Origin of the sequence: Pseudomonas sp. CFBP 8772 (assembly GCF_014841665.1) — a bacterium.
In the GTDB taxonomy this organism is placed as follows: Bacteria; Pseudomonadota; Gammaproteobacteria; order Pseudomonadales; family Pseudomonadaceae; genus Aquipseudomonas; species Aquipseudomonas graminis_B.
Genome location: NZ_JACYUI010000010.1, coordinates 28,827 through 55,752, shown reverse-complemented (window position 1 = coordinate 55,752; position 26,926 = coordinate 28,827). Strand labels below are relative to the sequence as shown.

At 61.4% G+C, this 26,926-nt stretch carries 23 protein-coding genes and 1 tRNA gene; 12 read left to right on the top strand and 12 right to left on the bottom strand.

Features of this window, described 5'->3' with window-relative positions:
- The first annotated feature begins 144 nt into the window (after positions 1-144).
- The 9 genes from IFT99_RS19310 to IFT99_RS19270 all read left to right on the top strand — a co-directional run bounded on the left by IFT99_RS19310 (position 145) and on the right by IFT99_RS19270 (position 12,045).
- Entirely contained in the window at positions 145-2,217 is a 2,073-nt protein-coding gene (locus IFT99_RS19310) for an LTA synthase family protein (protein ID WP_192134404.1), read from the top strand.
- A 169-nt stretch (positions 2,218-2,386) separates the two neighbouring features.
- Positions 2,387-2,623, top strand: a complete 237-nt coding sequence (locus tag IFT99_RS19305) for a hypothetical protein (RefSeq protein ID WP_065989399.1) — start codon at positions 2,387-2,389, stop codon at positions 2,621-2,623.
- A 249-nt stretch (positions 2,624-2,872) separates the two neighbouring features.
- Positions 2,873-3,211, top strand: coding sequence for a ribonuclease E inhibitor RraB (locus IFT99_RS19300; RefSeq protein WP_065989401.1), 339 nt, complete (start codon positions 2,873-2,875; stop codon positions 3,209-3,211).
- Between the two features lie 460 nt (positions 3,212-3,671).
- Entirely contained in the window at positions 3,672-5,081 is a 1,410-nt protein-coding gene (locus IFT99_RS19295) for a circularly permuted type 2 ATP-grasp protein (protein ID WP_065989403.1), read from the top strand.
- Positions 5,082-5,093: 12 nt separating this feature from the next.
- A complete protein-coding gene (locus IFT99_RS19290) occupies positions 5,094-6,053 on the top strand; it encodes an alpha-E domain-containing protein (RefSeq protein WP_065989404.1) in 960 nt (319 codons plus the stop codon).
- The gene (locus tag IFT99_RS19285) at positions 6,050-6,901 is read left to right on the top strand and encodes a transglutaminase family protein (RefSeq protein ID WP_065989410.1); all 852 of its coding nucleotides are present in this window, start codon (positions 6,050-6,052) and stop codon (positions 6,899-6,901) included. Before IFT99_RS19290 ends, IFT99_RS19285 begins: the two co-directional genes overlap by 4 nt.
- An 857-nt stretch (positions 6,902-7,758) precedes the next feature.
- A complete protein-coding gene (locus tag IFT99_RS19280; RefSeq protein ID WP_192134402.1) occupies positions 7,759-8,964 on the top strand; it encodes an acetyl-CoA C-acetyltransferase in 1,206 nt (401 codons plus the stop codon).
- Between the two features lie 67 nt (positions 8,965-9,031).
- Positions 9,032-11,173 carry a 3-hydroxyacyl-CoA dehydrogenase NAD-binding domain-containing protein gene (locus IFT99_RS19275; RefSeq protein ID WP_192134400.1) on the top strand — a complete coding sequence of 714 codons (2,142 nt, stop codon included), beginning with the start codon at positions 9,032-9,034 and terminating at the stop codon, positions 11,171-11,173.
- 149 nt (positions 11,174-11,322) lie between these two features.
- Positions 11,323-12,045, top strand: coding sequence for an amidotransferase (locus IFT99_RS19270; RefSeq protein WP_192134398.1), 723 nt, complete (start codon positions 11,323-11,325; stop codon positions 12,043-12,045).
- Between the two features lie 880 nt (positions 12,046-12,925).
- Here IFT99_RS19270 and IFT99_RS19265 read toward each other — a convergent pair.
- From IFT99_RS19265 to IFT99_RS19220, 10 genes are all read right to left on the bottom strand, one after another.
- A complete protein-coding gene (locus tag IFT99_RS19265; RefSeq protein ID WP_065989417.1) occupies positions 12,926-13,897 on the bottom strand; it encodes a magnesium and cobalt transport protein CorA in 972 nt (323 codons plus the stop codon).
- 92 nt (positions 13,898-13,989) lie between these two features.
- Positions 13,990-14,745 (bottom strand): lysophospholipid acyltransferase family protein, encoded by a 756-nt coding sequence (locus IFT99_RS19260; RefSeq protein WP_192134396.1) that lies wholly within the window; start codon positions 14,743-14,745, stop codon positions 13,990-13,992.
- A 150-nt stretch (positions 14,746-14,895) separates the two neighbouring features.
- Positions 14,896-15,585 carry a crotonase/enoyl-CoA hydratase family protein gene (locus IFT99_RS19255; protein WP_192134394.1) on the bottom strand — a complete coding sequence of 230 codons (690 nt, stop codon included), beginning with the start codon at positions 15,583-15,585 and terminating at the stop codon, positions 14,896-14,898.
- A 132-nt stretch (positions 15,586-15,717) separates the two neighbouring features.
- Positions 15,718-16,011, bottom strand: coding sequence for a DUF6388 family protein (locus tag IFT99_RS19250; protein WP_065989420.1), 294 nt, complete (start codon positions 16,009-16,011; stop codon positions 15,718-15,720).
- 227 nt (positions 16,012-16,238) lie between these two features.
- The gene (locus IFT99_RS19245) at positions 16,239-17,741 is read right to left on the bottom strand and encodes a purine-cytosine permease family protein (protein ID WP_192134392.1); all 1,503 of its coding nucleotides are present in this window, start codon (positions 17,739-17,741) and stop codon (positions 16,239-16,241) included.
- Positions 17,742-17,924: 183 nt separating this feature from the next.
- On the bottom strand, positions 17,925-18,335 hold the full coding sequence (locus IFT99_RS19240; protein WP_192134391.1) for a YybH family protein: 411 nt from the start codon (positions 18,333-18,335) through the stop codon (positions 17,925-17,927).
- A gap of 165 nt (positions 18,336-18,500) precedes the next feature.
- On the bottom strand, positions 18,501-18,935 hold the full coding sequence (locus tag IFT99_RS19235) for a DUF4124 domain-containing protein (protein WP_065989424.1): 435 nt from the start codon (positions 18,933-18,935) through the stop codon (positions 18,501-18,503).
- A gap of 67 nt (positions 18,936-19,002) precedes the next feature.
- Positions 19,003-19,497, bottom strand: coding sequence for a helix-turn-helix domain-containing protein (locus IFT99_RS19230; RefSeq protein WP_065989425.1), 495 nt, complete (start codon positions 19,495-19,497; stop codon positions 19,003-19,005).
- Positions 19,498-19,967: 470 nt separating this feature from the next.
- Positions 19,968-20,057, bottom strand: a tRNA-Ser gene (locus tag IFT99_RS19225).
- A gap of 165 nt (positions 20,058-20,222) precedes the next feature.
- Positions 20,223-20,972: a 3-oxoacyl-ACP reductase family protein gene (locus IFT99_RS19220; RefSeq protein ID WP_192134389.1), complete on the bottom strand. Its 750-nt coding sequence runs from the start codon at positions 20,970-20,972 to the stop codon at positions 20,223-20,225.
- 185 nt (positions 20,973-21,157) lie between these two features.
- Here IFT99_RS19220 and IFT99_RS19215 point away from each other — a divergent pair, with 185 nt between their 5' ends.
- Positions 21,158-21,718, top strand: a complete 561-nt coding sequence (locus IFT99_RS19215) for a cysteine hydrolase family protein (protein ID WP_192134387.1) — start codon at positions 21,158-21,160, stop codon at positions 21,716-21,718.
- A gap of 27 nt (positions 21,719-21,745) precedes the next feature.
- Here IFT99_RS19215 and IFT99_RS19210 read toward each other — a convergent pair whose 3' ends face one another.
- Positions 21,746-23,191: a SulP family inorganic anion transporter gene (locus tag IFT99_RS19210; protein WP_192134385.1), complete on the bottom strand. Its 1,446-nt coding sequence runs from the start codon at positions 23,189-23,191 to the stop codon at positions 21,746-21,748.
- A gap of 204 nt (positions 23,192-23,395) precedes the next feature.
- Between IFT99_RS19210 and IFT99_RS19205 the strand changes: the two genes are divergently transcribed.
- Together IFT99_RS19205 and zapE are read left to right on the top strand one after the other, a co-directional pair.
- Positions 23,396-24,604, top strand: a complete 1,209-nt coding sequence (locus IFT99_RS19205; RefSeq protein WP_192134383.1) for an MFS transporter — start codon at positions 23,396-23,398, stop codon at positions 24,602-24,604.
- A 9-nt stretch (positions 24,605-24,613) separates the two neighbouring features.
- Positions 24,614-25,735, top strand: a complete 1,122-nt coding sequence (gene zapE, locus IFT99_RS19200) for a cell division protein ZapE (protein ID WP_192134382.1) — start codon at positions 24,614-24,616, stop codon at positions 25,733-25,735.
- 24 nt (positions 25,736-25,759) lie between these two features.
- On the opposite strand, the gene rarD is transcribed toward zapE, so the two are convergent.
- On the bottom strand, positions 25,760-26,644 hold the full coding sequence (gene rarD, locus IFT99_RS19195) for an EamA family transporter RarD (protein ID WP_192134380.1): 885 nt from the start codon (positions 26,642-26,644) through the stop codon (positions 25,760-25,762).
- Positions 26,645-26,926: the final 282 nt, after the last annotated feature.

Sequence of the window (26,926 nt, the reverse complement as noted above, 5' to 3'; positions counted from 1 at the left end):
TCCGTCATGAAGAATGCGCGGCATCGGTGGTAAACCGCGGAGGTTCACGTAATATTTGGCCCCCGCAGCCCGGACCGGCATTTCGATGGGGTCGGGCGCACAGCTTTTTGAACTTAAACCTGAATCCAACGGATCCCACAACCCATGGCCAAAACGGACGCCCCGGCGCGCGCGCCGCAACCTACCGTCAAATCGCACCTGGCCTATACGCTCCTGAGCGGCCTGGTGCTGATGGTTCTGTACACCCTTCTGCGCGTAGCGCTGCTGGTCTATAACCGCGAAGGCATCGGTGCGACGCCAGCTTCGACCTTCGTCGAGGCGTTCGCCAATGGCCTGCGGTTCGATTTGCGTCTGGTCGTGTACATCCTGATTCCCCTTCTGCTGTCCCTGTTCAGCGCGCGCATGATGGCGGCCCGTGGGGTCTTCCGCTTCTGGCTGACGCTGGTCGCGAGCCTGACCGCGTTCTTCGGCCTGATGGAGATGGATTTCTACCGTGAATTCCACCAGCGCCTGAATGGCTTGGTGTTCCAGTACGTCAAAGAAGACCCGAAAACCGTCCTGAGCATGATCTGGTACGGCTATCCGGTGGTTCGCTATCTGCTGGCGTGGGCGCTGGTGACCTGGCTGCTGAGCCTGGTCTTCAAAGGCGTCGATCGCCTGACCCGGCCCCGTGGCGGGTTCAACGTTACCAGCGCTGACAACCGTGTGGTGGCGCCGCTGTACAAGCGCGCCGTGGTGTTCCTGCTGTGCCTGGTGGTGGCCGTCATCGCCGCTCGCGGCACCCTGCGCCAGGGCCCGCCACTGCGTTGGGGCGATGCGTACACGACTGACTCCAACTTCGCCAACACCCTCGGGCTAAACGGCACGCTGACGCTGATCGCGGCGGCCAAGAGCCGGATGTCCGAAGACCGCGACAACATCTGGAAGGCGACCTTGCCTCAGGCCGAAGCCCAGCAGGTCGTTCGTGACATGCTGCTGACCGCCAACGACAAGCTGATCGATCCAGAAAAAGCCGCTGTGCGTCGCGATTTCACGCCGCCGCCGGCCAACACGCTGCCGATCAAGAACGTCGTCGTGATCCTGATGGAAAGCTTCGCCGGCCATTCGGTGGGTGCGCTGGGCGACGAGTCGAACATCACGCCTTACTTCGACAAACTGTCCCAGGAAGGTCTGCTGTTTGATCGCTTCTTCTCCAACGGCACACACACCCACCAGGGCATGTTTGCGACCATGGCCTGCTTCCCGAACCTGCCGGGCTTCGAGTACCTGATGCAGACGCCGGAAGGCAGCCACAAGCTGTCCGGTCTGCCGCAGCTGCTCAGCGCGCGCAAGTACGACGACGTGTATGTCTACAACGGTGACTTCGCCTGGGATAACCAGTCGGGCTTCTTCAGCAACCAGGGCATGACCAACTTCATTGGCCGCAATGACTTCGTCAACCCGGTGTTCTCGGACCCGACCTGGGGCGTCTCCGACCAGGACATGTTCGACCGTGGCGCCGAAGAGCTGAAAGCCCGCGAAGCCAAGGGCAAGCCGTTCTATGCGTTGCTGCAGACCCTGTCCAACCACACGCCGTACGCACTGCCGGCAAACCTGCCGGTCGAGCGCGTGACCGGCCATGGCACGCTGGATGAACACCTCACCGCCATGCGTTATTCGGATTGGGCGCTGGGTCAGTTCTTCGAGAAGGCCAAGAAAGAGCCGTACTACAAGGACACGCTGTTTGTGGTCGTCGGTGACCACGGCTTCGGCAACAACGAGCAGATCACCGAGATGGACCTGGGCCGCTTCAACGTGCCGATGCTGATGATCGCCCCGGGCCTTCAGGACAAGTTCGGCAAGCGCAGCAGCATCGTCGGCACGCAGATCGACATCGTCCCGACCATCATGGGCCGCCTGGGTGGCGACACCGTGCACCAGTGCTGGGGCCGCGACCTGCTCAATCTGCCGGCAGGCGACGAAGGCTTCGGTGTGATCAAGCCATCGGGCAGCGAGCAGACCGTGGCGCTGGTCACCGGCAACCGGATCCTGATCGAACCCAAGGAAATGGAGCCGAAAGTGTACAGCTACGAGTTGGGCACCAAGCCCCACGCCGAGCTGATGCCGAATGCGCCGGACGTCACCGAGTTGCGCAAGAAGCTCGACAGCTTCCTGCAGACCGCGACCAAGAGCCTGCTGGACAACACGGCAGGGGTCAAAGACGCCAAGCCGCAATGACCGCAGCCTGATGAAGAACGCCCCGAGACCGGGGCGTTTTTTTTGCCTGCGGATCGTTGGCATCACGCTGCTAACGTCAGCCGGGCGCTGACGATTCGGGTTGAACGTCGTTGCGCTGCAAGGGTCAAGATCACTAGGCCGTTGTCCGGCCCTTACTGAGGAGACATTGATGAAAGTGTGGACTATTTCGTTTCTGGACAAAGACGGTGTGCAGCAAACCCTCGATCTTGAATCCGATCACCGTCCCAGTGATGAAGAGGCTGCGCAGCGAATCCGTCCGATCCTGTTTCCGGTCGCCAGTGATCTTGATCTGATCGACCTCGACGGTCGCACCGCCGAGCCCACCGTGAAGACACTCAAAGAGCAGAACGCGGTACAGATCATCTCCATCGTAGAAGCCCCCTAAAAAGCCTGGGTTTCCCGCCAACCTGCCAATTGGCAACGCACTATCAATGCGCGTACTCTGCCAGTGAGGTCGGTGAAGCATCTACCCGAGTCAGCTCGCGTACGTATGCCCGTTTTGTAAAACGCACCGGCCTTGTCAGCGACATGCTTGAGTCCCGGGCGGCAGATGACCTGCCGCTACACGCCTCGCCATCGGGGAGTGTTTCGGGATAGTTGAAACTCTATCTATCGTTGCATAGGAGGACGTTTCATGAGCACAGCCTATCAAGAAGACGTCAGCAGCCATGTTCTGCGCTGCATGAAAGAAGGCGGTTTCGACTTCGCACGCATTCACCCCATCGAGTTCTATGCCACCTTTCCGGATGAGGACCGGGCGCGTCAGGCAGCGGAAAAATTTCGTGGCGAGTCAGTCAATGTTCAGCTCAATGCTCTGGAAGACGGTGCGTGGCACCTGGAACTGAGCAAGTTGATGTACGCGACCTACGACGGGATAGGCGACTTCGAGCAGGATTTCCAGACCGCGATTTTCGGTCTGGACGGGGAGGTTGAAGGCTGGGGCGTCAAGCAGGAGCTCAAGCGCCTTCATTGATCGGGCTTAATTGACAGTCAGGCCCGAAAACAGGGCATGCACGGTTGAACGCCGTCTCTCGGCTCCACGGCAAATCAGTGGAGCGGGAGAGGCACCGAGCCGAATCGCAGGCAAAAAAAAGCCGCTCTCATGGGAGCGGCGGAAAGGGAATATCGGGTGGCGTTGCCAATCAGGTTTTGAGCCAATCGCCTTGTGGAATCCAGCGGGTTGGTCTGCGGTATGAGGCGATTATGCTCAGTGCGCGTAACGCGCGGAAATGAACTGTGGCTATGCCTGCGATAGATTTTCAAACGGAACGACGCTTCGCCATGAAGCGCCGGGGAACGGGTTAGGGCGCATCGTGCACAGGAATGGTGCGGACGCTCCGGCTGTTTAATTCAACCCATTGATATTAAAGCGTTTATGCCGATGGCACGGGCCTTGCGAAGGCTCTGGTGTCCATGGTGACAAGGAGTACGGCATGATCCGCACCTTTTATGACGAGATGTACGATGCGGGCGGCATAGTTCGTCCGCATTATCGGGAATTCGCCCGCTGGTTGGGCGAAGCGCCGCCTGAGTTGCTCGCTCAGCGCCGGCGTGAGGCCGATCTTTTGTTTCATCGCGCCGGGATCACGTTCACGCTGTACGGCGACGAGCAGGGCACCGAGCGGCTCATCCCTTTCGACACGATTCCGCGCAGCATTCCGGCCAGCGAATGGCGGGTGGTCGAGCGCGGCTGCATACAGCGCGTCAAGGCGCTGAACATGTTTCTCGCTGACCTCTATCACGATCAGCGCATCATCAAGGCCGGGATCATTCCCGCCGAACAGGTCCTCGCCAACGAGCAATACCAGTTGGCGATGCAGGGCCTGAATCTTCATCGTGACCTGTATTCGCACATCTCAGGCGTCGATCTGGTGCGTGATGGCGACGGCACGTATTACGTGCTCGAAGACAACCTGCGCACGCCCAGCGGCGTGAGCTACATGCTCGAAGACCGCAAGATGATGATGCGGCTGTTCCCCGAGCTGTTCGCCGCGCAACGCATCGCGCCGATCGATCACTACCCGAACCTGCTGCTGGACACCCTGAAAAGCTCCAGCCCGCTGGATAATCCGAGCGTCGTGGTGCTGACGCCCGGGCGCTTTAACAGCGCGTTTTTCGAGCACGCGTTTCTGGCTCGGGAAATGGGCGTCGAACTGGTGGAGGGCGCTGACCTTTTCGTGCGCGATGACCGCGTGTTCATGCGAACCACCGACGGCCCGAAAGCGGTCGACGTGATTTACCGCAGGCTCGACGACGCGTTCCTCGATCCGCTGGCATTCAACCCGGATTCAATGCTCGGCGTGCCGGGCCTGCTGTCCGCGTACCGTTCGGGCAATGTGGTGCTGGCCAATGCCATCGGCACCGGCGTGGCGGACGACAAGTCGGTTTACCCCTTTGTGACCGACATGATCCGTTTCTACCTCGACGAAGAGCCGATCCTGAAGAACGTGCCGACCTGGCAGTGCCGCAAGCCCGAAGAGCTGTCCCACGTGCTCGCCAATCTGGGCGATCTGGTGGTCAAGGAAACCCAGGGCTCCGGCGGTTACGGCATGCTCGTGGGCCCCGCCGCCACCGCCGCGGAAATCGAGTCGTTCCGGGCGCGGCTCAAAGCCAAGCCCCACGCGTATATCGCGCAACCGACCTTGTGTTTGTCGACCTGTCCGACCTTCGTCGAGAACGGCATCGCCCCGCGCCACATCGACCTTCGCCCGTTCGTCCTGGCTGGCCGTGAAACCCGTGTAGTGCCCGGTGGTCTCACGCGCGTTGCCTTGCGCGAAGGGTCGCTGGTGGTGAACTCGTCGCAGGGTGGCGGAACCAAGGACACCTGGGTGGTCGAGGATTAAGGATGCCTGCCAATGCTAAGTAGAACTGCCTCGGATTTATATTGGATGTCGCGGTACCTGGAGCGGGCCGAAAACCTCGCGCGGATGCTCGACGTCAGTTACTCGCTGTCGCTGATGCCACAGGACGGACGCGGGGATGGCCTCAATGAAATCGCCATGCCACTGCTGATCACCGGAACCCTGGACGATTACCTGGAGCGCCACGGCGACCTGCACGCCGAGCGCTTGCTGCACTTTTTCGCGCTGGACGCCGAAAACCCGGCCAGCATCTTCAGCTGCCTGGGCGCGGCGCGGGCCAGTGCCCATGCGGTACGCGGGCGTATTACTGCGGACATGTGGGAAAACATCAACGCCACTTACCTGGAAATTCGCGGCATCGCCGAGCAGGGATTGAGCCGCTACGGCATGAGCCGTTTCTGCGAGTGGGTCAAGGAGCGTTCGCACCTGTTCCGCGGCGCGACCTACGGCACCATCATGCGCAACGACGCCTTCCGGTTCATCCGTCTGGGGACGTTCATCGAGCGCGCCGACAACACCCTGCGCATGCTCGATGCGCGTTATGAAATGCTCGAATTGCGCGGCCCGTCCGCCAACGCGGCGGCAGACAGTTCCGCCGCCGGCTACTACCAATGGAGTGCGCTGTTGCGCGCCTTGTCGTCATTCGAGGCGTACACGGAAGTCTATCGCGACGCACCGGGTGCTCGTCAGGTCGCTGAATTGCTGCTGTTGCGTGCGGATATTCCGCGCTCATTGCGTGCGTGTCTGGAGGAGCTGGACATCATTCTCGCCAGTCTGCCCGGGGCCAATGGCCGTCCCGCTCAGCGTCTGGCCGCCGAGCTGGACGCTCGCCTGCGCTACACCGGCATCGACGAGATTCTCGATGAAGGCCTGCATGAGTGGTTGAACGAATTCATTCCACTTCTGGCCCAACTGGGTAGCGTCATTCACACTTCTTACCTGGAGGCTGCATGAGACTCTCAATTAGCCACGAGACCACTTATCACTACGACGATCAGGTCCGCGCCAGCATCCAGTATTTGCGTCTGACCCCCCACGACAGCGAGCGTCAGCAAGTGCTGAGCTGGCAGTTGGCGTTACCCCGTCCGGTGCGCGCGCAGATCGATCCTTTCGGCAATATTCTCCACGTGCTGACCCTGGACGAGCCCCACGAAGCGATCGTGATTGGCGCACGTGGCCAGGTCGAGATCGACGAGAAGCGCGAGTCGGAACATGAGAGCCAGTCGTCGCTGCCGTTCCTGCGTTTCACCCGCCTGACCGAAGCTGACGAAGCGATTCGCGCCTTCGCCGTCGCGCAGACCCAGAAGCGCACCGACCGCACTGCGCTGATCGATATGATGCACGCGCTCAACGAACACATCACTTACACGCCGGGCGCGACAGCGGTGGATACCTGCGCTGCCCAGGCATTCGCCAACCGCGCGGGCGTCTGTCAGGATCACACCCACGCATTTCTGGCCTGCGCCCGCAGCCTTGGGGTGCCGGCGCGCTATGTGTCGGGTTACCTCTACAGTGACAGCAGCGAACATCTGTCCAGCCATGCGTGGGCAGAGGCCTGGATCGACGACGCCTGGTACAGCTTCGACGTGACCAATCAGTTGGCGATCCCGGAGCGGCATCTGAAGCTGGCGGTGGGCCTGGATTATCTGGATGCCTGTCCGGTACGTGGCATGCGCCGCGGCGGCGGTTGTGAGCAGATGCACGCCAAGGTCGTGGTGTCGCCCTCAGCGCCGATTGCGGTTCCGGCGGCGAAGAAAAAGCCTGTTCCCGCGCCGATGATCCAGGTGCAACGCCAGGGCTGATCAGCCCGTCGCGGTCGAGCGCTCAGCTCGGCCGCGTTCCCACGGTCTGCGCGCCACTCAGTGCGACAGACAGCCCTGCGTTCATTTCGCCCAACGCGCTGATCTCATACAATCAGCCCCCTTACGATCCGCTGCCAGACCATCCGCCGCCACGCCCTCCAAGACGCAACCACGCGATACCCGCACGGCCAACGGCCGCCTGTTTGAAACAGGCAGCCCGCCGAGTGCGTGTGGGGGTCTGCAGGTAGCAGAGCGAAGCATGCTCAGCCGAACAGTCGCGTCATGTTCGGCAGGATCAGCAGCAGTGTGGTCGCGAAAACGATTAATCCGGCCTGACGTATTTTCGAGCGTTTGAACCTGAACTTGAACATGGTAAATGCCTTTTCTTGTTATTCCTGAGCAACAGAAACCCATGGACCTTGGGCGTGACCAAGACGAGGGTTGGCAAAGGTGAGGCAAAAGAGCAGGTGCCCCGATCAGCAAATCGCGGGCGGCAGGCGCTGGGTGAAACGATTTTGTTATGGCGCCACTGCTACTGACTAAACCTTAGAAGCCACGTGCCGCGCGGTTTAGATCATTGAGGACTAACCAGTTGCGCCTTTATAACTTTAGCACTTTTGGCGAATGGCCATCGCTCAAATATTCGCCTGCTAGACGCCTGCGTCCAAAACGGTCCACGCTCAATAGCTCGCTACCGTTCGTCCGAGTCCGAAACTTCGCACAACCCGCTACCCTGTCACTTGATCCGGCGAAACAGCGCGCCCTGTGTGTCGCTTCGTGATAGACAGTGCCCCCATGACAGTTCGACTGTCGATCGCACAGATAAAAAGACAGTTCATCGGGTTAGCGAGGACAGGATGACCGAAGCGTTTATTTACGATGCCTTGCGCACGCCGCGGGGCAGGGGCAAGTCGGACGGCGCGTTGTACAGCGTCAAACCGGTGGAGCTGGTGGCAGGGCTGTTGAAAGAACTGCAAGTGCGCAATCACCTCGACACCCACCACGTCGATGACATTGTGCTGGGCTGCGTCACGCCCATTGGCGATCAAGGCGCCGACATCGCCAAAACCGCAGCGCTGGTCGCCAATTGGGCCGTGAGCGTGGGCGGGGTTCAGGTCAACCGGTTCTGCGCCTCGGGGCTTGAAGCGGTGAATCTGGGGGCGATGAAGATCCGCTCCGGGTTCGAGGACTTGGTGGTGGTGGGCGGCGTGGAGTCGATGTCGCGCGTGCCGATGGGCACTGACGGCGGCGCCTGGATGCTGGACCCGCACACCAATCTGCACACCCACTTTACGCCCCAGGGGATCGGCGCCGATCTGATCGCCACCCTCGAAGGCTTCAGCCGCGACGATGTCGACCTGTTCGCCGTGCAGTCCCAGCACAAGGCGTCACTGGCGCGCGAGCGGGGTGCGTTTCGCCGTTCGCTGGTGCCGGTTAAAGACCAGAACGGCCTGCTCTTGCTCGACCATGACGAGTTCATTCGTCCCGACACCACGTCCGAGGCCCTGGGCAAGCTGCGCCCGAGTTTCGAAGCAATCGGCAAAATGGGCTATGACGCCACGGCGCTGCGGGTCTACAGCCATGTTGAACGGATCGAACACGTGCACACGCCGGGCAACAGCTCCGGCATCGTCGATGGCGCCGCCTTGATGCTGCTCGGCACCGCGCAAAAAGGCCAGGCGCTGGGGCTGCGACCACGGGCCCGCATTGTGGTGACGGCGGTGACCAGCACCGATCCGACCATCATGCTCACCGGTCCTGCGCCCGCTACGCGCAAAGCCTTGGCGCGAGCCGGGCTGACCATTGATGACATCGACCTGTTCGAGGTCAACGAGGCCTTCGCCTCGGTGGTGCTCAAGTTCATCAAGGACATGGGCGTCGACCCCGACAAGGTCAACGTCAACGGCGGCTCGATTGCCCTCGGCCACCCACTGGGTGCCACGGGTTGCATCATTCTCGGCACGCTGCTCGACGAGCTGGAAGCCCGGCAGCTGCGTTACGGCCTGGCGACCCTGTGCGTCGGCGGCGGTATGGGCATCGCGACGATCATCGAACGGGTATGAACGTGGAGCACGATAAGCGCTTCGCTCACCGCCTTTATCCGATAACTGTTTCAGGAAGAAAGACCGCATGAGCGATGCCATCCGCTACGAAACCGGGCCGGATCAGATCATCACGCTGACCGTCGACATGCCCGGCCAGCAGGCCAATACCATGAATGCGGCGTATCGCCATGCCATGGCGGAGACCCTTGAGCGCCTGCTGGCGGACAAAGAGGCCATCGCCGGTGTGATCATCCGTTCGGCGAAGAAAACGTTCTTTGCCGGCGGAGACCTCAACGAGCTGAGCCAGGTTGACGCCGCCCGCGCCGCCGCTTTCTACCAGATGACCATGGACGTCAAGGCCCAGCTTCGCGCGCTGGAAACATTCGGCAAACCGGTGGTGGCCGCCATCGAGGGTTCTGCATTGGGCGGTGGCCTGGAGCTGTGCCTGGCCTGTCACTATCGCATCGCAATCAATGGTGGCCAGGTCAGATTGGGCTTGCCGGAAGTCACCCTCGGTTTGCTTCCGGGTGGCGGCGGCACCGTGCGGCTGGTGCGCATGTTGGGGCTGGAGAAAGCCCTGCCGTTGCTGATGGAAGGCCGGACCCTGGGCGTCGATCACGGGTTGAAACTCGGTGTGATCGATCAGTTGGCCAGCGACGCCGATGACCTGATGGCCAAGGCGCGTGAATGGATTATGGCCAATCCGGCGCCGATCAAAGCCTGGGATCAACCGGGGTTTGAATTGCCCGGCGGCACGCCTGCGCACCCGAAAGTGGCGCAGATGCTGGCCATCGCGCCGTCGATCCTGCGCAGCAAAACCTGGGGTTGTTACCCGGCGCCGGAGAAGATCCTGGCCGCCGCCGTGGAAGGCGCGCAGGTGGATTTCCATACGGCGGAGAAAATCGAGGCGCGTTACTTCACCGAGCTCGCCACCGGCCCCATCGCCAAGAACATGATCGGCAGCTGGTTTCAGCTCAACCGGGTCAAGGCCGCAGAGGCGCGGCCCAAGGCGCCGCCGGTGTTCAACATGCGCAAGGTCGGCATTCTCGGGGCGGGGTTAATGGGTGGCGGCATTGCCTATGTCACGGCGGTGGCGGGCGTCAGCGTGATCCTCAAGGACGTCAACCTGGCGGCGGCGCAGAAGGGCAAGGATTACTCGGCGCGGTTGCTGAACAAGCAGGTTGCCAGCGGTCGCCTCACCGAGGCTCAGCGCGACGCCGTGCTGAGCCGAATCAAGCCGACCGGCCGCGACAGCGATCTCGAAGGTTGCGACCTGATCATCGAGGCGGTATTCGAGAATCGCGAGCTGAAAGCGCAGGTCAGCGCCGCCGCCGAGCAGGTGGTGGTGCCCAATGCGGTGATTGCGTCCAACACCTCGACGCTGCCCATTACCGGGCTGGCCAGCGCCATCAGCCGGCAAGAGCGCTTCATCGGCCTGCATTTTTTCAGCCCGGTGGAGAAGATGCGCCTGGTGGAAATCATCAAGGGCGCACGCACCAACGACATGACCCTGGCGCGGGCCTTCGATTTCGTTCAGCAGATCGGCAAGACCGCGATTCTGGTCAACGACACACGTGGCTTCTTCTCCTCACGGGTGTTCGCCACCTATGCCGATGAAGGCATTGCCATGCTCGGCGAGGGCGTCAGTGCGCCGATGATCGAGACCGAGGCGCGCAAGGCCGGTATGCCCGTGGGGCCGCTGGCGGTGTCCGACGAGGTGTCGTTGAGGCTGATGATTCAGATTCGCCAGCAGGCGCGCAAGGACCTGGCCGAGCAGGGCGTTGAGCGGGCCGGGCATCCGGCCGACGCGGTGATCGAGCAGCTGCTGCATGAATTTGATCGCGCAGGGAAAACCTCCGGTGGCGGTTTTTACGACTACCCCGACGGCGCGCCCAAGCACTTGTGGCCAGAGCTGAAAATCCGGTTCGAGAAGCCCGACGCACAGATCAGTGGTCAGGATATTCGCGACCGCTTGCTGTTCATCCAGGCCCTCGAAACGGTGCGCTGCATGGAGGAGGGCGTGCTGCGCTCAACAGCGGACGCCAATGTTGGTTCGATGCTCGGGATCGGCTTTCCGGCCTGGACCGGCGGGTCTTTGCAGTTCATCAATCAATACGGGCTGAAGCCGTTCATTAACCGCGCCCGCGCCTTGGCTGAGCGCTACGGCGAGCGCTTTAAACCGCCTGCGCTGCTGTTGCAGAAAGCCGAGGAAGGGACGCTGTTCTAGCGAAGACTCCTCGCTGTGCCGTATCAAGTGTTGGGACAGCGTGGGTTCAACTGAACACGGCGCACTGCTTCAACTGGGCCTTGCCTTGCCCTGGCCTTCAAGGCAGGCTTGGCCCACGCATTTTCGCTTTTGTCGCTTCAGGGATTTTTATGTCGTTACGCATCTGCATTCTGGAAACCGACGTACTTCGCCCGGAACTGGTCGATCAATACCAGGGTTACGGGCGGATGTTCGAGAAACTCTTCGCGCGCCAGCCGGTGCCAGCGGAATTTGTCGTCTACAACGTCATGCAGGGCGATTACCCGCCAGATGACGAGCCGTTCGACGCGTATCTGATCACCGGCTCCAAGGCTGATTCCTTCGGCACCGATCCGTGGATCGAAACCCTGAAAACCTACCTGCTCGACCGCTACAAGCGCGGCGACAAGTTGCTGGGTGTGTGTTTCGGTCATCAGTTGCTGGCACTGCTACTGGGCGGCAAGACCGAGCGCGCGCCACAGGGGTGGGGTGTCGGCATTCATCATTACAACCTCGCACCCACCCAACCGTGGATGACGCCGGCGCTGGACAAGCTCACGCTGCTGATCAGCCATCAGGATCAGGTCACTGCGCTGCCCGAAGGCGCGACGGTCATTGCCACCAGCGAGTTCTGCCCGTTTGCTGCTTATCACATCAACGACCAGGTGCTGTGCTTCCAGGGGCATCCGGAATTCATCCACGACTACTCGCGCACGCTGCTCGACATCCGCCAGGACGCCCTGGGCGAACAGGTCTACGGCAAAGGCATCGCCAGCCTGGAAGAAGACCACCACGGCACGGCGGTGGCGGAATGGATGATGCGGTTTGTGGCGAACAAGCGGCCGGTGAGCTAAAGCGCTGTTTTGCCGGGTGCAATAACCAGGCAGGACCGGCTTCAGCTGGATTGCGCGTAGGACCGGCTTTAGCCGGGAAGGGGTCAGTTGCCACGCTGCAAAATTGATGCTGCTCAAACCGGCCTCTTCCCGGCTAAAGCCGGTCCTACTGACAGCGCGTATTCCACCTGCGGGACCGGCTTCAGCCGGGAAGGCGTCAGTCGCCACGCTGCAAAATTGATGGTGCTCACGCGGGCCTCTTCCCGGCTAAAGCCGGTCCTACTGACAGCACGTATTCCACCTGTGGGACCGGCTTCAGCGGGGAAGGCTCAGTTGCCACGCTGCAGAATGGATGGTGCTCACACCGGCCTCTTCCCGGCTAAAGCCGGTCCTACTGACAGCACGTATTCCACCTGTGGGACCGGCTTCAGCCGGGAAGGCGTCAGTTGCCACGCTGCAAATTTGATGGCGCTCACACCGGCCATTTCCCGGCTAAAGCCGGTCCGACTGACAGCACGTATTCCACCTGTGGGACCGGCTTCAGCGGGGAAGGCGTCAGTTGCCACGCTGCAAATTTGATGGCGCTCACACCGGCCATTTCCCGGCTAAAGCCGGTCCTACTGACAGCACGTATTCCACATGTGGGACCGGCTTCAGCCGGGAAGGCGTCAGTTGCCACGCTGCAAAATGGATGGCGTTCACACCGGCCACTTTCCCGGCTAAGGCCGGTCCTACTGACAGCGCGTATTCCACCTGTGGGACCGGCTTCAGCCGGGAAGGCGTCAGTCGCCATACTGCAAGATTCATGATGGTCACACCGGCCATTTTCCGGCTAAAGCCGGTCCCACAGTCGTAGGCGTCTTCGAAGCCGGTGCCACAGCCGTAAGCACATTCAAAAGCCTCAAAGCCAACCCGACCGCTTGAAGCTGGCAAACAAGATCCCGCACCCGCCGACGATCACCCCCAACACCATGTAATACCCGTAGTGCCAGGTCAGCTCGGGCATGTTCTCGAAGTTCATCCCATAGATCCCGGCGATGGCGGTGGGGAAGGCCAGGATCGCGGCCCAGGCGGCAAATTTGCGCTGGGTCAGGCTCTGTCGCGAAGACTCCAGCAGCAGGCTGATTTCGATGGTTTGGCTGGCGATGTCGCGAAGGTTGGAAAGGTCTTCCATCTGCCGCTTGACGTGGATTTCCACGTCGCGGAAGTAAGGGCGCATGTTCTTGTCGATGAAGGGGAAGCTGAGCTTCTGCAGCTCCTCGCCAATCTCGACCATGGGCGCCACGTAACGGCGCAGGCGCAGCAGGTCACGACGCAGCGAGTGGATCCGGTGGATGTCGGCTTCGTTGAGGTCCTTGCGCAGCACGTTGTGCTCAAGCTCTTCAAGCTCGCAGTGAATCGATTCGGTGACCGGCTGGTAGTTCTCGGTAACGAAATCCAGCAGTGCGTACAGGACGAAGTCTTCCCCATGTTCCAGCAGTAACGGCCGGGCTTCGCAGCGCTGGCGCACCAGGCCATAGGATTTCGAGTCACCGTTGCGCGAGGTGATGACGTAGCCCTTGCCGGCGAAAATATGGGTTTCGATGAAGATCAGCTTGCCGTTCTCGCGAATCGGCGCGTAGGTCACGATGAACAGCGCGTCACCAAAAGTCTCCAGCTTCGGCCGGCTGTGGACTTCCAGCGCGTCTTCGATGGCCAGCTCGTGCAGATTGAACTGCCGTTGCAGCGTGGTCAGTTCTTCGAGGCCCGGATGCTCCAGGCCGATCCAGACGAAATGCCCGGGTTTCGCCGCCCAGGCTGCGCCTTCGTCGAGGGCAATATTGGTGACTTTCTTTCCCGCACTGTAAACCGCAGCGGCAACCACTCGACCCATAATGTCTGCTTCTTCTTTTAGGGAAAACTCACGCGCAGCTTAGCGCGCTCCCTGATCAGAGTCGGCGGATTTAAACGAGTTCGCAGGTTTTTTCAGTGCGGTTCAGCGTCTGTTGGAAGGGTAGCCGCGCAGCCTCGGACTTGCGCGTCCATGCTGGCGATGCAGGCTTGCATCTGGCCGTGGCACAGCGCGATGAGTTGAGGGATATCGTCGCCGGTGAGGTTTGCGGTCGGGATCGCGGGCAGCGTGCGGATGATCACCTCGCCGCTGTTCCATCGGTTCAACTCCATGCTGCGCACGTAGGTGCTCACGCACACAGGCACAATGGGCACACCGGCTTCGATCGCCATCTGAAACGCCCCGCGCTTGAACGGCATCAGCCCTTCGCCCTTGTTGCGCGTGCCTTCAGGGAACACCCAGATGGACGTGTCCTTGTGCTGCAGGGTGTCGGTGGTCTGGAGAATGGCGCGGCGTGCCTTCTGCGGATTGCCTCGGTCGATCAGCACGTTGCCCGCCAGCCAGAACAGCTGGCCAAAAAACGGCACCCACTTGAGACTTTTTTTGCCGATGCAGACCGTGCGCGGCGGCACGATGTTGCCGAGGACAAACAAATCGTAGTTGGACTGATGGTTACAGATGATCACGCAGGGCCTGGTCTGCTCGAACTGCGGGCTGAGCTGGGTGTTCAGGCGCAGCCCGAGAATGCCGATGGCGGGGAGGGCGTAGAGGCGAGCACACAGACGGCTGTTGTCAGGGTTGAACGGGCGGCACAGGCCAAGTAAAAGCCCCAGTGCGCCTGCGATGAGAAAGTGCAGGCCCATCAACAACATACGCAGTAAGAACAGCATGCAAACCACCCGGTAGGCGAAAAGCCGCGCAGTGTACGGATGTGCACTGGAATCGGCAATCGCCCACAGGCCGGGGAGAGGATCAGGAATTTAACGGGATGTTTCATGGGCAACGCGCTGCCGGGAATGCAGCGCGTTGTCAGGGCTACCTCAGAGCGGGATCTGACGATCCAGCTCGATAGCCCGGTCGAGGGTCTCGAGAAATGCCTTGCGCACTTTTAGTTTGGTCTGCTTGTGGGCGCGCATGTTGATCTTCTTCATCTGCAGCGCCACGGCGCGCGCGGCCTCGGTGAGTTGTTCCGATGCGACCACCTTGTCGAAGAACCCGGCTTGCAGCGCGCCCTGGGGATCGAACATCTCGCCGCAGATCACCGAGCGACCGAAGGCACTTTTGCGCAGGCGATCACGGGCCAGTTCGATGCCGGCATGGTGCATGGTCATGCCGATCTGCACCTCGTTCAGACCGATGCTGAAAGGGCCTTCGACGCCGATGCGGTAATCCGCCGACAGCAGCAGGAACGCGCCTTTCGCTACAGCATGACCGCCGCACGCGACCACGACCGGGAACGGAAACGACAGCATTCGCCGCGCCAGGGTTGAGCCTTGGGCGACCAGGGCCATGGCGGCTTCCGGCGACGAGGTCATGATTTTCAGGTCATACCCGCCGGAGAGAATCCCCGGCTGACCGGTGATGATCACCACGGCACGGTCCTGCTCGGCGCGGTCCAGTGCGGCATTGAACGCGGCGACCACGTCGTTGCTGATGGCGTTGACCTTGCCGTTGGTCAGGGTCAGCGTCGCAACGCCGTCATCCAGTTGATAGGCGACCAAATCACTCATGGCGCGAGTCCTTTTTTGTTTTGAAGTGGCGCAGACGTTACTCACCCGGCAGGGCAAGGTAAAGCGTAAAGGATGACTGGCAAGTCAGGGGCGGGCCGCCAGGTCTGGCGACCCTGAGAGGGAACGGAGCGGTTAAACCTCGACTTCATTCAGTTCGCAGTACTCATCCCAGTCCATGTCCAGTGCCTCGGCCGCTTCCTTGTGCGTAGCCAGACGCAGTTCCTTCAATTGCTCGGGGGTTTCGGCAATGAAGGTCAGCGCCAGCTCCCAGGTCGGGATGCCCTGGGCTTCGGCTTCGTCTTCGAAAGCCCAGAGGGTTTGCTGCTGCTGTTCTTTCGGGCTCAAATCCTGGATTTCAGCCTGCAACATCGGATTGGTCACGATGTACTTCGCCAAGGCAGCTTCGGTCCAGTCGTTTGCGTTCATGCGGGGGTGATCTCCTGTGGGTCGAGCTGACGTGTTGCGGTGGGTGGGATGCTGCTGAGGTCATGAGCCAAGCGGCGATTGTGCGTGATGTGCATCACTGGCGCCAGTCACAGGCGACCCGTCGGTCGGTGTAGCCCGGGGCTTGGATCGCTGAACGAATAGCGCCGCCGCGGACACGTAAAAAGGGCCCGCCTTGCAGCGAGCCCGCGGGCGACGGCGTCGGACTGTCAACCGATCGCCATCGGCTTCTTCATATTACGGCGCGCGTTATTGCCGAGCAGCGGGTGCGGACCCTGAGCACCATACACGCCGACCGGTTCCGGGAAGGTGCGCAACAGGGTGATGTACAACAGCGTCGCCAGGCCAAGGGTGATCGGCAGGCTGATGTCGATACCGCCCGCCAGATTGCCCAGTGGACCGACAAACTGCCCCGGCAAGTTGACGAAGCACAGGCCCACTGCCGCGCTTGGCAGCCACGCGCCCAGCCCGCGCCAGTTCCAGCCATGCTCGAACCAGTAGTGTCCACCGCTCTGGCCACGGGTGAACACTTGCAGGTCCGCCGGATGATAGAAGCCACGGCGTACGATCAGGCCCAGGACCATGATGACGATCCACGGCGAGGTGCATGTCACGATCAGCACAGCGAAGGTCGACACGCTTTGCACCAGATTGAAGGCGAAACGGCCGATGAAGATGAAGGCAATCGCAGCGATGCCGATCAGAATCGTCGCCTGGGCGCGGTTGAGCAGGCGCGGAAACATGCTCGACATGTCCAGCCCGGTGCCATAAAGCGACGTCGTGCCGGTCGACATCCCGCCGATGATCGCAATCAGGCACACCGGCAGAAAGAACCAACTGGGCGAGACCGCCAGCAGGCCGCCAACGTAGTTGTTGTCCGTGATGTATTGCGGCGCCTGGGTGGCCACGATGGTCGCCGTGCACAGCCCGAACAGGAACGGAATCAGCGTGCAGATCTGCGCCAGGAACACCGACGCCATGATGCGTTTTTTCGACGTCTGGCGTGGGATATAGCGCGACCAGTCACCGAGAAATGCACCGAACGACACCGGATTGCTCATCGCCAGAAGCGCCGCCCCGATGAACGCTGCCCAGAACCCTTCGCTGCCCCGATTGACCGTGCCGGCGAAGCCCGCATCGAAGCTGCCGCCGAAGGCAAAGAGGCCGAGCAGGAACAACAGGCTGGAAGCGAAGACCGCGATCTTGTTGACCCACAGCATGAAGCGGAAACCGTAGATGCACACCGCCAACACCAGTACGGCAAAGACGCCGTAGGCCAACGCCAGGGTGACGTCGTTTTCCGGCAGGCCGACCATGCGTTTGGCGCCGCCGATCAACGCATCCCCCGAGCTCCAGACCGACAGCGAGAAGAACGCGACCGCCGTGAGCAGCGACAGGAACGAGCCGACGATGCGTCCGTGAACGCCAAAATGCGCGCCGGATGAAACCGCGTTGTTGGTGCCGTTGAGGGCGCCAAACAGACCCATCGGCGCAAGGATGATCGACCCGAGCACGACGCCCAACAGGATGGCCCAGACGCCGGCGTGGAACGACAGGCCGAACAGCACCGGAAAGCTGCCCAACACTGCCGTGGCGAACGTGTTGGCGCCGCCGAAGGTCAGACGAAACAGGTCGAGGGGTGCGGCGTCGCGCTGATGATCGGGGATTTGTTCGACCCCGAAGGTTTCGATCGTGGTGGTGGGGTGAGCCATGGGAGGTTCCTGCGCGCTGTCGTGTTGTTATGGGGCCGGCGAAAAGCGCTGGCCCGTTATCTCGACCGGTGAACCCGATCGTGGCATTGGCAGTGGTCGGCATTGCGACCCTGAATCAGGTGAGGCAATGGGTGGTGCGCACGGCAGCCTCTGAGGGCAACTCGCCATTGATTGCGCGTCGCGCTAGTCGGTTTTCACGGACAGGTGTTCGTGGCACGCCAGCCAGCGCGCGCCATATTGCCGAAAGACAATGGTTTCACGTTCGCTGGAATGGCTTTCCTGATCGCCGAAGCGGACGTGGGTGTCGACGTCGTGCATGAAAATCGCGGTCTCACCCTGCAGGCAGATGTGCGCGTTGCGCGATTGGCAACCCAGCACCGCAAAGCCGTCGGCCTGCCAGCCGGCCCACACATCGCGGTAAGCGGCGCGTGACAGCAGGGGCGCAGGCAGCGTGTGAAAGAGGAAAGTGGCGTCTTCGGCGAATGCGGCGAAGTAGGCGTCCGTGTTGTTGCTGGCGAACGCGTCAATGAGCGCTTGTGCCGCGTGTTGAACGGCGTCGTGGCGGGTGTCGTGGCGGGTGTCGGTGGAGGTCATGGCCGGCTCGTTTTTGTGATTCTGGCGATGGGGCCCGACTGTAAGCAGCTGTCACGGGGCGTCACATCGGCGCCGGTAAAAACTTAGTTCAGAAAATCGAGAAGTAACGGTGAGCGGCAAGCCTTAAGCGGCAAGCCGTAACTAAGCAATAAGCAGGCAACGCTGTCAGTTTCCTGAGGATTTCATCAGGCCGCTTTTGACCGGCTGACGAACCCGGCCGCCGGAGGGGTCGAAGCAGGCACTGTCGTAACGAGGGGCGACGCAGGTCGAGGGGAGGCCAGGGGGAGGGGGGCGAATGCTTTGCAGGCGATCGGCGATCTCCCGCTCGTTGGTGATGATGAGCTTCCGGCGTCGGCTGACTTGCAGAATTTCAGTGGCGTTTTTGTTCAGGCGATAGGGAAAATCAGTCTCTTCCCACTCGCTGGAAAGCCGGGACGGAGGCGGGCGCTGTACCGTGGATTCGCCCACGTAAGTCGGGCAAGGGCTTTGGGCGAAACTGATGGCGCCGTTGGCGGCGACGCATTTGAACACGTCGGCGTTTGCCATACCGGACAAGGGCAACATTATGGCCGTCAGGCACAGCGCTGGAAATCTGATCATCGAAACCTCCCTGGATGGCGCAAGGCTACCATCTGAGAGGTTCGGCTGTCAGTCACGCTGATCGGGATTAGTGGGTTTCGTGGGCGGCTTTCTGGACTTTCGCCAGGGCGAGTGCCGCGAACATGTCGGCGTCGCTTTGCAACACCCTCAGGTGGTCTTCGACATGATCAGCGCTTGCGCGCGGTTCTTCGGAATTCACCAAACGGGTCACTTCGCACAATGCATTGGCCGTGATCCACAGGCTCTGGCGCAGCTGGCTGATGATTTTCACCATGCTTTCCGAGCTGTCGAGATCGGCTGCACCCTCCATGTCCTGGTCTGTCTGCACCGTCGAAAAGGTGGGCATTTCAGCGCGGGCCGAGGGGTCGACCCCAGTGACAACGCGGTTAATGTCCACTCCGGCGGCGGCGATCTTGAACAGATAATCCGCCCTGGGCAATCGCTGCCCGCTCTCGTAATGCCCCTGAGCGTTGGCTTCCACACCACCGATAGCGCCCAGCGCGCTTTGTGTCAATTTCAGACGTTTTCGTTCTTGGCGCAAACGTTTGCCGATGCCATTCATCTACCTTCTCCTGCGAATTCGCACCCTGCAGATGTCTCTCGCGGGTGCGCAATGGGGGCCGGAATACGGACTGTTTTCTTTTGGTGTAGCGCTAGCCGTTAACGGGAATTGGAGTCATTCACACGTACAACGGGTAGACCTTAGCTGCTAAGACACCCAAATGGCGATTTTTCCGACGCTTTGCGTGGAAAAATAAACGCGGGGCGATTCTAGTTATTCTATTGGGTCGGGTCACGTGTTGGTGACATGGCGGGATGGCGGGGGCATGGCGAGATACCTCACAGTTGTTTCAGTCGATGAAAGAACTGTGGGAGCGAGCTTGCTCGCGAAGATCGTGTTTAATCTGCAGAGTAGTCAACGGTTGAAATGCCGTCTTCGTGGGCAGGGTCACTCGCGCATAGACAGTGGTTGCCACGCACCACAAACAAAAATCCCCGCACGCCAGAAGCGTTGCGGGGATCTTTTTAATGTGGCGGTGAAGGAGAGATTCGAACTCTCGATACAATTTCTTGTATACACACTTTCCAGGCGTGCTCCTTAAGCCACTCGGACACTTCACCGTATCTCTTCAGACGTTCAGTCTGTCGAGGCGCGCTAATGTAGTCGAAAGCTTTGGCGAAGGCAAAACTTTTTTTCAGAATTTTCATGCGCTTAAGCAAAAAAGTCCGAGGCCCCGGCTCCTGAACGAGGTCCGGGGCTTCGTGTCGGTGGCGAGTGCGCGGGGATCAGGCGCCGAAGCCGCCGTCGATGGTCAGGCTGGCGCCGGTGACATAGCCCGCTTCGGGGCCGGCGAGGTAGGCGACCATCGCGGCGATTTCTTCGGACTTGCCGTAGCGCGGGATGGCCATCAGGCCCATCAGTGTTTCGGCGAACTCGCCGTCGGCCGGGTTCATGTCGGTGTCGACCGGGCCGGGCTGGACGTTGTTGATGGTGATGCCGCGCGGACCGAGGTCGCGGGCCAGGCCCTTGGTCAGGCCGACCAGCGCCGATTTGCTCATGGCGTAAACGCCGCCTCCGGCGAAGGGCATGCGGTCGGCGTTGGTGCTGCCGATGTTGATGATGCGACCGCCTTCTTTCATGTGACGCGCCGCTTCCTGACTGGCGATGAACACGCTGCGTACGTTGATCGCCAAGGTTCGGTCGAAGTCTTCGAGGGTGAATTCGTCCAGCGGGGCGATGGCCAGCACGCCGGCGTTGTTGACGAGGATGTCGAGGCCGCCGAAGGTCTTCACGGTCTCGGCGACGGCGTCGCGGATGTCTTCGGCGTTGGCGCTGTCGGCCTGGATCGCCAGAGCTTTGCCGCCGGCTGCGGTGATGCTGTCTTGCAGTTCCCGGGCTTTGGCTTCGGAGCTGACGAAGGTGAACGCCACCGCTGCGCCTTGTTCGACCAGACGCCTGACGATCGCAGCGCCGATACCGCGCGAGCCGCCTTGTACCAGTGCTGTTTTACCAATCAGATTGGTGGGATGAGTCATGTCGATCTCCTTTAGGCCTGAGTGCTCAGTCGTGGGTGGATGAGCAACAGTATCTGCCCTCCATGGCTCGCGCGGTAACCGGTGGTCGAGATAGTCTGGGTAAACCGGAGGTCGTGAGTGAAGGCGATGAAATACTTTCAACGCGCCTTGGTCATCACGGCACTGACGTCATCAAAGGGGACAACATGCACATCCAACCGAAAGCCGCCCTGGTCCTCATCGACATGCAGCAGGGCATCAACCACCCGAAGCTGGGGCGGCGCAACAACCCTGACGCCGAGCATCGCATGCTTGATCTGCTGAGCGCGTGGCGCGACAGCGGGCGCACGGTGATTCACGTGCGGCATTTCTCCCGCTCACCGGACTCGGTGTTCTGGCCGCAGCAGTCCGGTGTCGAGTTTCAACCGGCGTTTATGCCGTGGGATGACGAGGGCGAGCTGCACAAACAGGTGCCCGACGCGTTCTGCCATTCGGCGCTGGAAGGTTGGCTGCGTGCGGACGGGATCAATCAGGTGGTGATCGTTGGTGTGGTGACCAACAATTCCGTGGAGTCCACCGCGCGCGCTGGCGGCAATCTCGGCTTCGAGGTCATCGTGCCCCACGACGCCTGCTTCACCTTCGACGGCGTGGACTTCTTCGGGCAATCGCGCAGTGCCGAAGACATCCACGCCATGTCGCTGGCCAACCTGCACGGTGAGTACGCGCAGGTGATGGCGACCGAGGCGGTTCTGCGAGCGCTCAATTAACCCGCATGTCGAGGCTCAACGCGCGGCTCAGGCGTGCTGTACACCCGCGCGCTTGAGCAGCTTTTTGCAGCGTTCCGACAGGTGCACCACGCGCAGGTGTTTCCCCGCCTTCTGGTAGCGCTCGCGCAGGGTTTTCAGTGCCGCGATGGCGGAATAGTCCACGAAGATAAGATGACGGCAGTCCAGGGTGACCTGTTGCGGATCGTTGACGTGATCGAACTGATCCAGGAAGGGTGTGGTGGAGGCGAAGAACAGCGTGCCGTGCAGGTGATACATCTTGCTGCCGTCCGGCTCGGTGTGGCTGTCGGCGTACAGCTCGCGCGCCTGTTGCCAGGCGAAATTCAGCGCCGCCACCAGGATGCCGAACAGCACGGCGGTGGCCAGGTCGGTGAGGACGGTGACGATGGTCACGGCAATGATTGCGAAGACATCGTTCAGCGGGACTTTGCGCAGCACGCGCAAGGACGCCCAGGCGAACGTCTGCTGGGCCACCACGAACATCACGCCGACCAGCGCCGCCAGGGGAATGCGCTCGATGAGGGGTGACAGGAACAGCACGAACATCAGAATCATTACACCGGCGACGATGCCGGACAGACGACCGCGGCCGCCGGAACTCAGGTTGATGACAGTCTGGCCGATCATCGCGCAGCCGCCCATGCCGCCGCACAGGCCCGAAGCCAGATTGGCGACGCCGAGGGCAACGCACTCGCGGTCGGGGTAGCCGCGGCTCTCGGTGATTTCGTCGGTGAGGTTCAGGGTCAGGAGGGTTTCCAGCAGACCGACCAGCGCCATGAGAATCGCGTAGGGCGCGATGATCTGCAGGGTCTCCAGATTCCACGGCACGTCCGGCAGCGACAGGCTCGGCAGACCGCCGGCTATGTGCGCCATGTCGCCGAGGGTGCGCGTCGGCAGGTCGAACAGGTACACCAGCAGGCCGACGCCGAGGATGGCGACCAGCGCCGGCGGCACCGAGCGGGTCAGGCGAGGCAGCAGGTACACCACCGCCATGGTCAGCGCCACCAGGCCGATCATCAGGTACAGCGGCGTGCCGCTGAGCCAGGATTCGCCGCTTTTGAAATGCTCCAGCTGCGCCATGGCGATAACGATGGCAAGGCCGTTGACGAACCCGAGCATGACCGGATACGGCACCATTCGCACCAGTTTGCCCAGGCGCAGCAGTCCGAACGCGATCATCACCAACCCGCCCAGCAACACCGTCGCCAGCAGGTACTGCACGCCGTGTTGCACCACCAGCGCCACGATGACCACGGCCATCGAACCCGCCGCGCCGGAGACCATGCCGGGACGCCCGCCGAACAGCGCGGTCAGCGTACAGATGATAAAGGCCCCATACAGGCCCATCAGCGGGTTGAGGTGCGCGACCAGCGCGAAGGCGATGCACTCGGGCACCAGGGCAAAAGAGGTGGTGAGTCCGGCGAGGACATCGGCGCGAAGACGGGCGGGTTTCATGACATTCCTGAAGGGCGGTGGGCAAAAGGAGGGGATGTTACGGAATGTAAGCGGCGACGGCCAGTCGCAGGAATGCCGCACCCTGCTGCCTTTCACTCATTCTTCATGTGTCCTGTCGCGGCCGATTATGTAACGATGTTTGACTCAAACAGCTCGCCGATTCCTGTCGCCCAGGCTCGGCACGTCATCAAGGACAGAACACGGATGCTCGCTGCGCTCAGACACTACCCGGCTTCGGTCAATCTCCTGCTTTCGTCGTCGTTGTTTCTGACGCTGGGCAGGGCGATCACCCTGCCGTACCTGGTGATTTACCTTTCTTCGAATTTCGTCCTGGGCATGAGCGACATCGGCATGGTCGTCGGCGGAGCGCTGATTGCCGGCTCATTGCTGAGTCTGTACGGCGGCTACCTCACCGACAAACTGTCCAGCTACCGGCTGATTCTGTGCTTCACCGGGTTCTTCGTCGCCGGCTTCATCGGCATGTGCGTGACCAGCAAGCTGTGGCTGTTCTTCCTGTTTCTGGTGTCGTTCAATTTCGCGTATTCGGTCATTGACATCGTGGTCAAGGCGGCATTCGGCAAGCTGCTGCCGGTGGCCGAGCAGAGCAAGGTGTTCTCGGTGCGCTACACGCTGATCAACATCGGTTATGCGGTCGGGCCGTTCATTGGCGCAGGGCTGGCGCACTGGAACATGAAGCTGCCGTTCGTGATGTCGGCCGCGCTGGGCCTGGGCTTCTTGCTGGTTTACGCGATGTACGGGGACCGCAAGCTGAGCTCGGCGGACCCGGCCAATGCGCCGATTTCCTTCATCGCCGTCGGACGCATCCTGCTCAAGGACTACCGACTGGTGTGCTTCACCGTCGGCGGCGTGCTCAGCGCGGTGGTGTTCGGGCAGTTCACGGCGTACCTCTCGCAATACCTGGTGACCACCAGTACGCCGGAATTTACCTATCAGGTGATCAGCTCGGTGGTCGCGGTGAACGCCGCCGTGGTGATCTGCTTGCAGTACCTGGTCGGCAAACGCATCAGCCATGAGTACCTGAATCAGTGGCTGACCGCGGGTTTCAGCCTGTTCCTGATGGGCGTGGTGGGGTTCGCCCTGTCGACGACGGTGCTGCACTGGTCGCTGGCGGTGGCGGTGTTTACCCTCGGCGAGATCATCGTGTTTCCCGCCGAGTACATGTTCATCGACCGCATCGCGCCCACTCATTTGCGCGGCATGTATTACGGCGCGCAAAACCTCTCCAACCTCGGCGGCGCGCTGGGGCCGGTGCTGTGCGGCTTCGCACTGGCGACCCAGTCGGCGCATTTCATGTTCTACATGCTGGCGGCGTTTATCATTGCCGGCGGCTGCTTCTATCTGTTGGGCGCCTCGTATTCCAGACGCCACGACCAAAATTCCACTGCGCAGTGAAGCGTTTCGATGACCGTTCTGTCTCCACTTGAGGCCTGGCAGCAGGCCGTTGATGCCCAGGGTTTTCAGCCGGACGAGGCCCAGCGCACTGCCGCGTTGCACTTGCAGGCGTGCTGGCAGGGGCTGAACGACGGCAAGCGCGGCCACGCGGTCAAGGGCGTTTATCTGTGGGGCCCGGTGGGGCGTGGCAAGACCTGGCTCATGGACCGTTTTTACGAAGGCCTGCAGGTCCCGGCCCGGCGCCAGCATTTTCATCACTTCATGCGGTGGGTGCATCAGCGGCTGTTCCAGCTGACTGGCGTGGCCAAACCCCTGCAGGTGCTGGCCCGGGAACTGGCCCAGGACGTGCGCGTGCTGTGCTTCGACGAATTGTTCGTCAATGACATCGGCGATGCGGTGATTCTCGGCGGCCTGTTGCGCGCGATGTTCGACGAGGGCGTGGTGCTGGTCTGCACCTCAAATCAGTTGCCCGAGCAGCTGTACGCCACGGGGCATAACCGCGAGCGTTTCGTGCCCGCTATTACGGCGATCAACCACTTCATGGAAGTGGTGTCGGTTGACGGCGGCGAGGACCACCGGTTGCACCCCGGTCAGGCTCAGCAGCGTTACTGGGTGAAGGCGGAGCAGGGGCCGAGCGCGTTGGTGGAGGTATTCGAAGCGCTGAGCAGCGGTGAGTCGGTGTCGACTCAGCCGGTTCCGCTGGGTCGTCGCCATGTGCCGGGGGTGCGCAGCAGTCGAACGGTGATTTGGTGCCGGTATGCCGACTTGTGCGAGCAACCGCTGGCGGCGATGGATTTCATCGAGCTGTGCGATCGCTATAAAGCGGTCTTGTTGAGTGAAGTGCCGGCGTTGAGCGCGCCCCAGCGCGAAGGGCGCATTGCCCGTGGTACCGAGGATGGCGTTGAACAGGTGACGGCGGGGGACCGCGAGCTGCCCCAGCTGTCGCCTTACGACGACGGCGTTCGGCGTTTCATCGCCCTGGTCGACGAGTGCTACGACCGCAAGGTGCCGCTGTACATAGAAGCCGCGATGCCGATGGCCGAGCTGTACACCGAAGGCTACCTGGCGTTCGCGTTCCGGCGCACGCTGAGCCGGTTGCAGGAAATGCAGCTGGCGCGCTTCGGTCATTAACGCTGCCAACGAGCAAACGTCAATTCACACGCTGTTGCGTCGCCGCTGGGCCAACACATGTTTGGCGCCTTCTCCCACCAGGACCATGACCGCCAGCCAGATGGGCAGGTAGGTCATCCATTCATCGCGGCCGATGGATTCGCCCAGCAGCAGGGCGACGCCGACCAGCAGCACCGGCTCGACGTAGCTCAGCAGGCCGAACACGCTGAACGCCAGCAGGCGGCTGGCGCGAATGTAGCTGACCAGCGCCGACGCACTGATCGCCCCCAATACCGGAATCAGCACATAGAACCGCGGGAATTGTTCCACCACCGACGGGTTGCCTTGGCAGATGAACAGCACCGCGACGGGCAGGATCAGCAGCATGTCCCACCACAGGCCGCCGAGGTTGTCGGTCTTGAGCTTGCGCCGCAGCACGAAGTACAGCGGATAACCCAGGCAGACGAGCAGGGTTTCCCAGGAAAAACTGCCCAGGCGCAGCAGTTCGTTGCCGACGCCGACGAGGGCGCAGCAGGCGGCGATTTTTTGCAGGTGGGACAGGTGTTCGCCGTACACCACGCGTCCGGTGAGGATCATCGTCAGCGGCAGCAGAAAATAACCCAGTGATACTTCCAGGCTGCGGCCGTGCAGCGGCGCCCACATGAACAGCCACAATTGCGCGCCCATCAAGGTCGCTGACAGCGCCATCGCCGCCAGCAGGGCAGGCGTCTGACGCACACGGGCGGCGAGGGCGCGGGCGAGTTTCCAGTCTCCGGTGGAGAGCATGAATACCGTCACGCAGGGCAGGGTCAGCAGCATGCGCCAACCGAAGATTTCTTCACCGCTCAATGGCGTGAGCAGTGAGGTGTAGTAGTACATGACCGCGAACAGGCAGGAGGCCATGACCGATAACGCAACGCCCTTGTACACAGGGGCTCCTTGTTTTCGATGCTTCAGGATTGGGGTGCAGGGATGCTTTTATCGGCGGGCTCTGATGGCGCGCTTTGATGGCACTTGTTGAGGCGCTTTTTGAGGCATAGCGCACTGCAACGGCGCAGAGTTTATCTGAGGTCGTGCCGTCGGTCCGCAGCAATCTGGTAAACCGCAGGTGGGCTGGCAGTAAACGATGCTCGTTCGGGATCAAGATCAAGATCAAGATCTACAGCGGTCGGCCTAGGGGCCTCGGGTTTCGCCTTCGGCGAGTTACTTTTA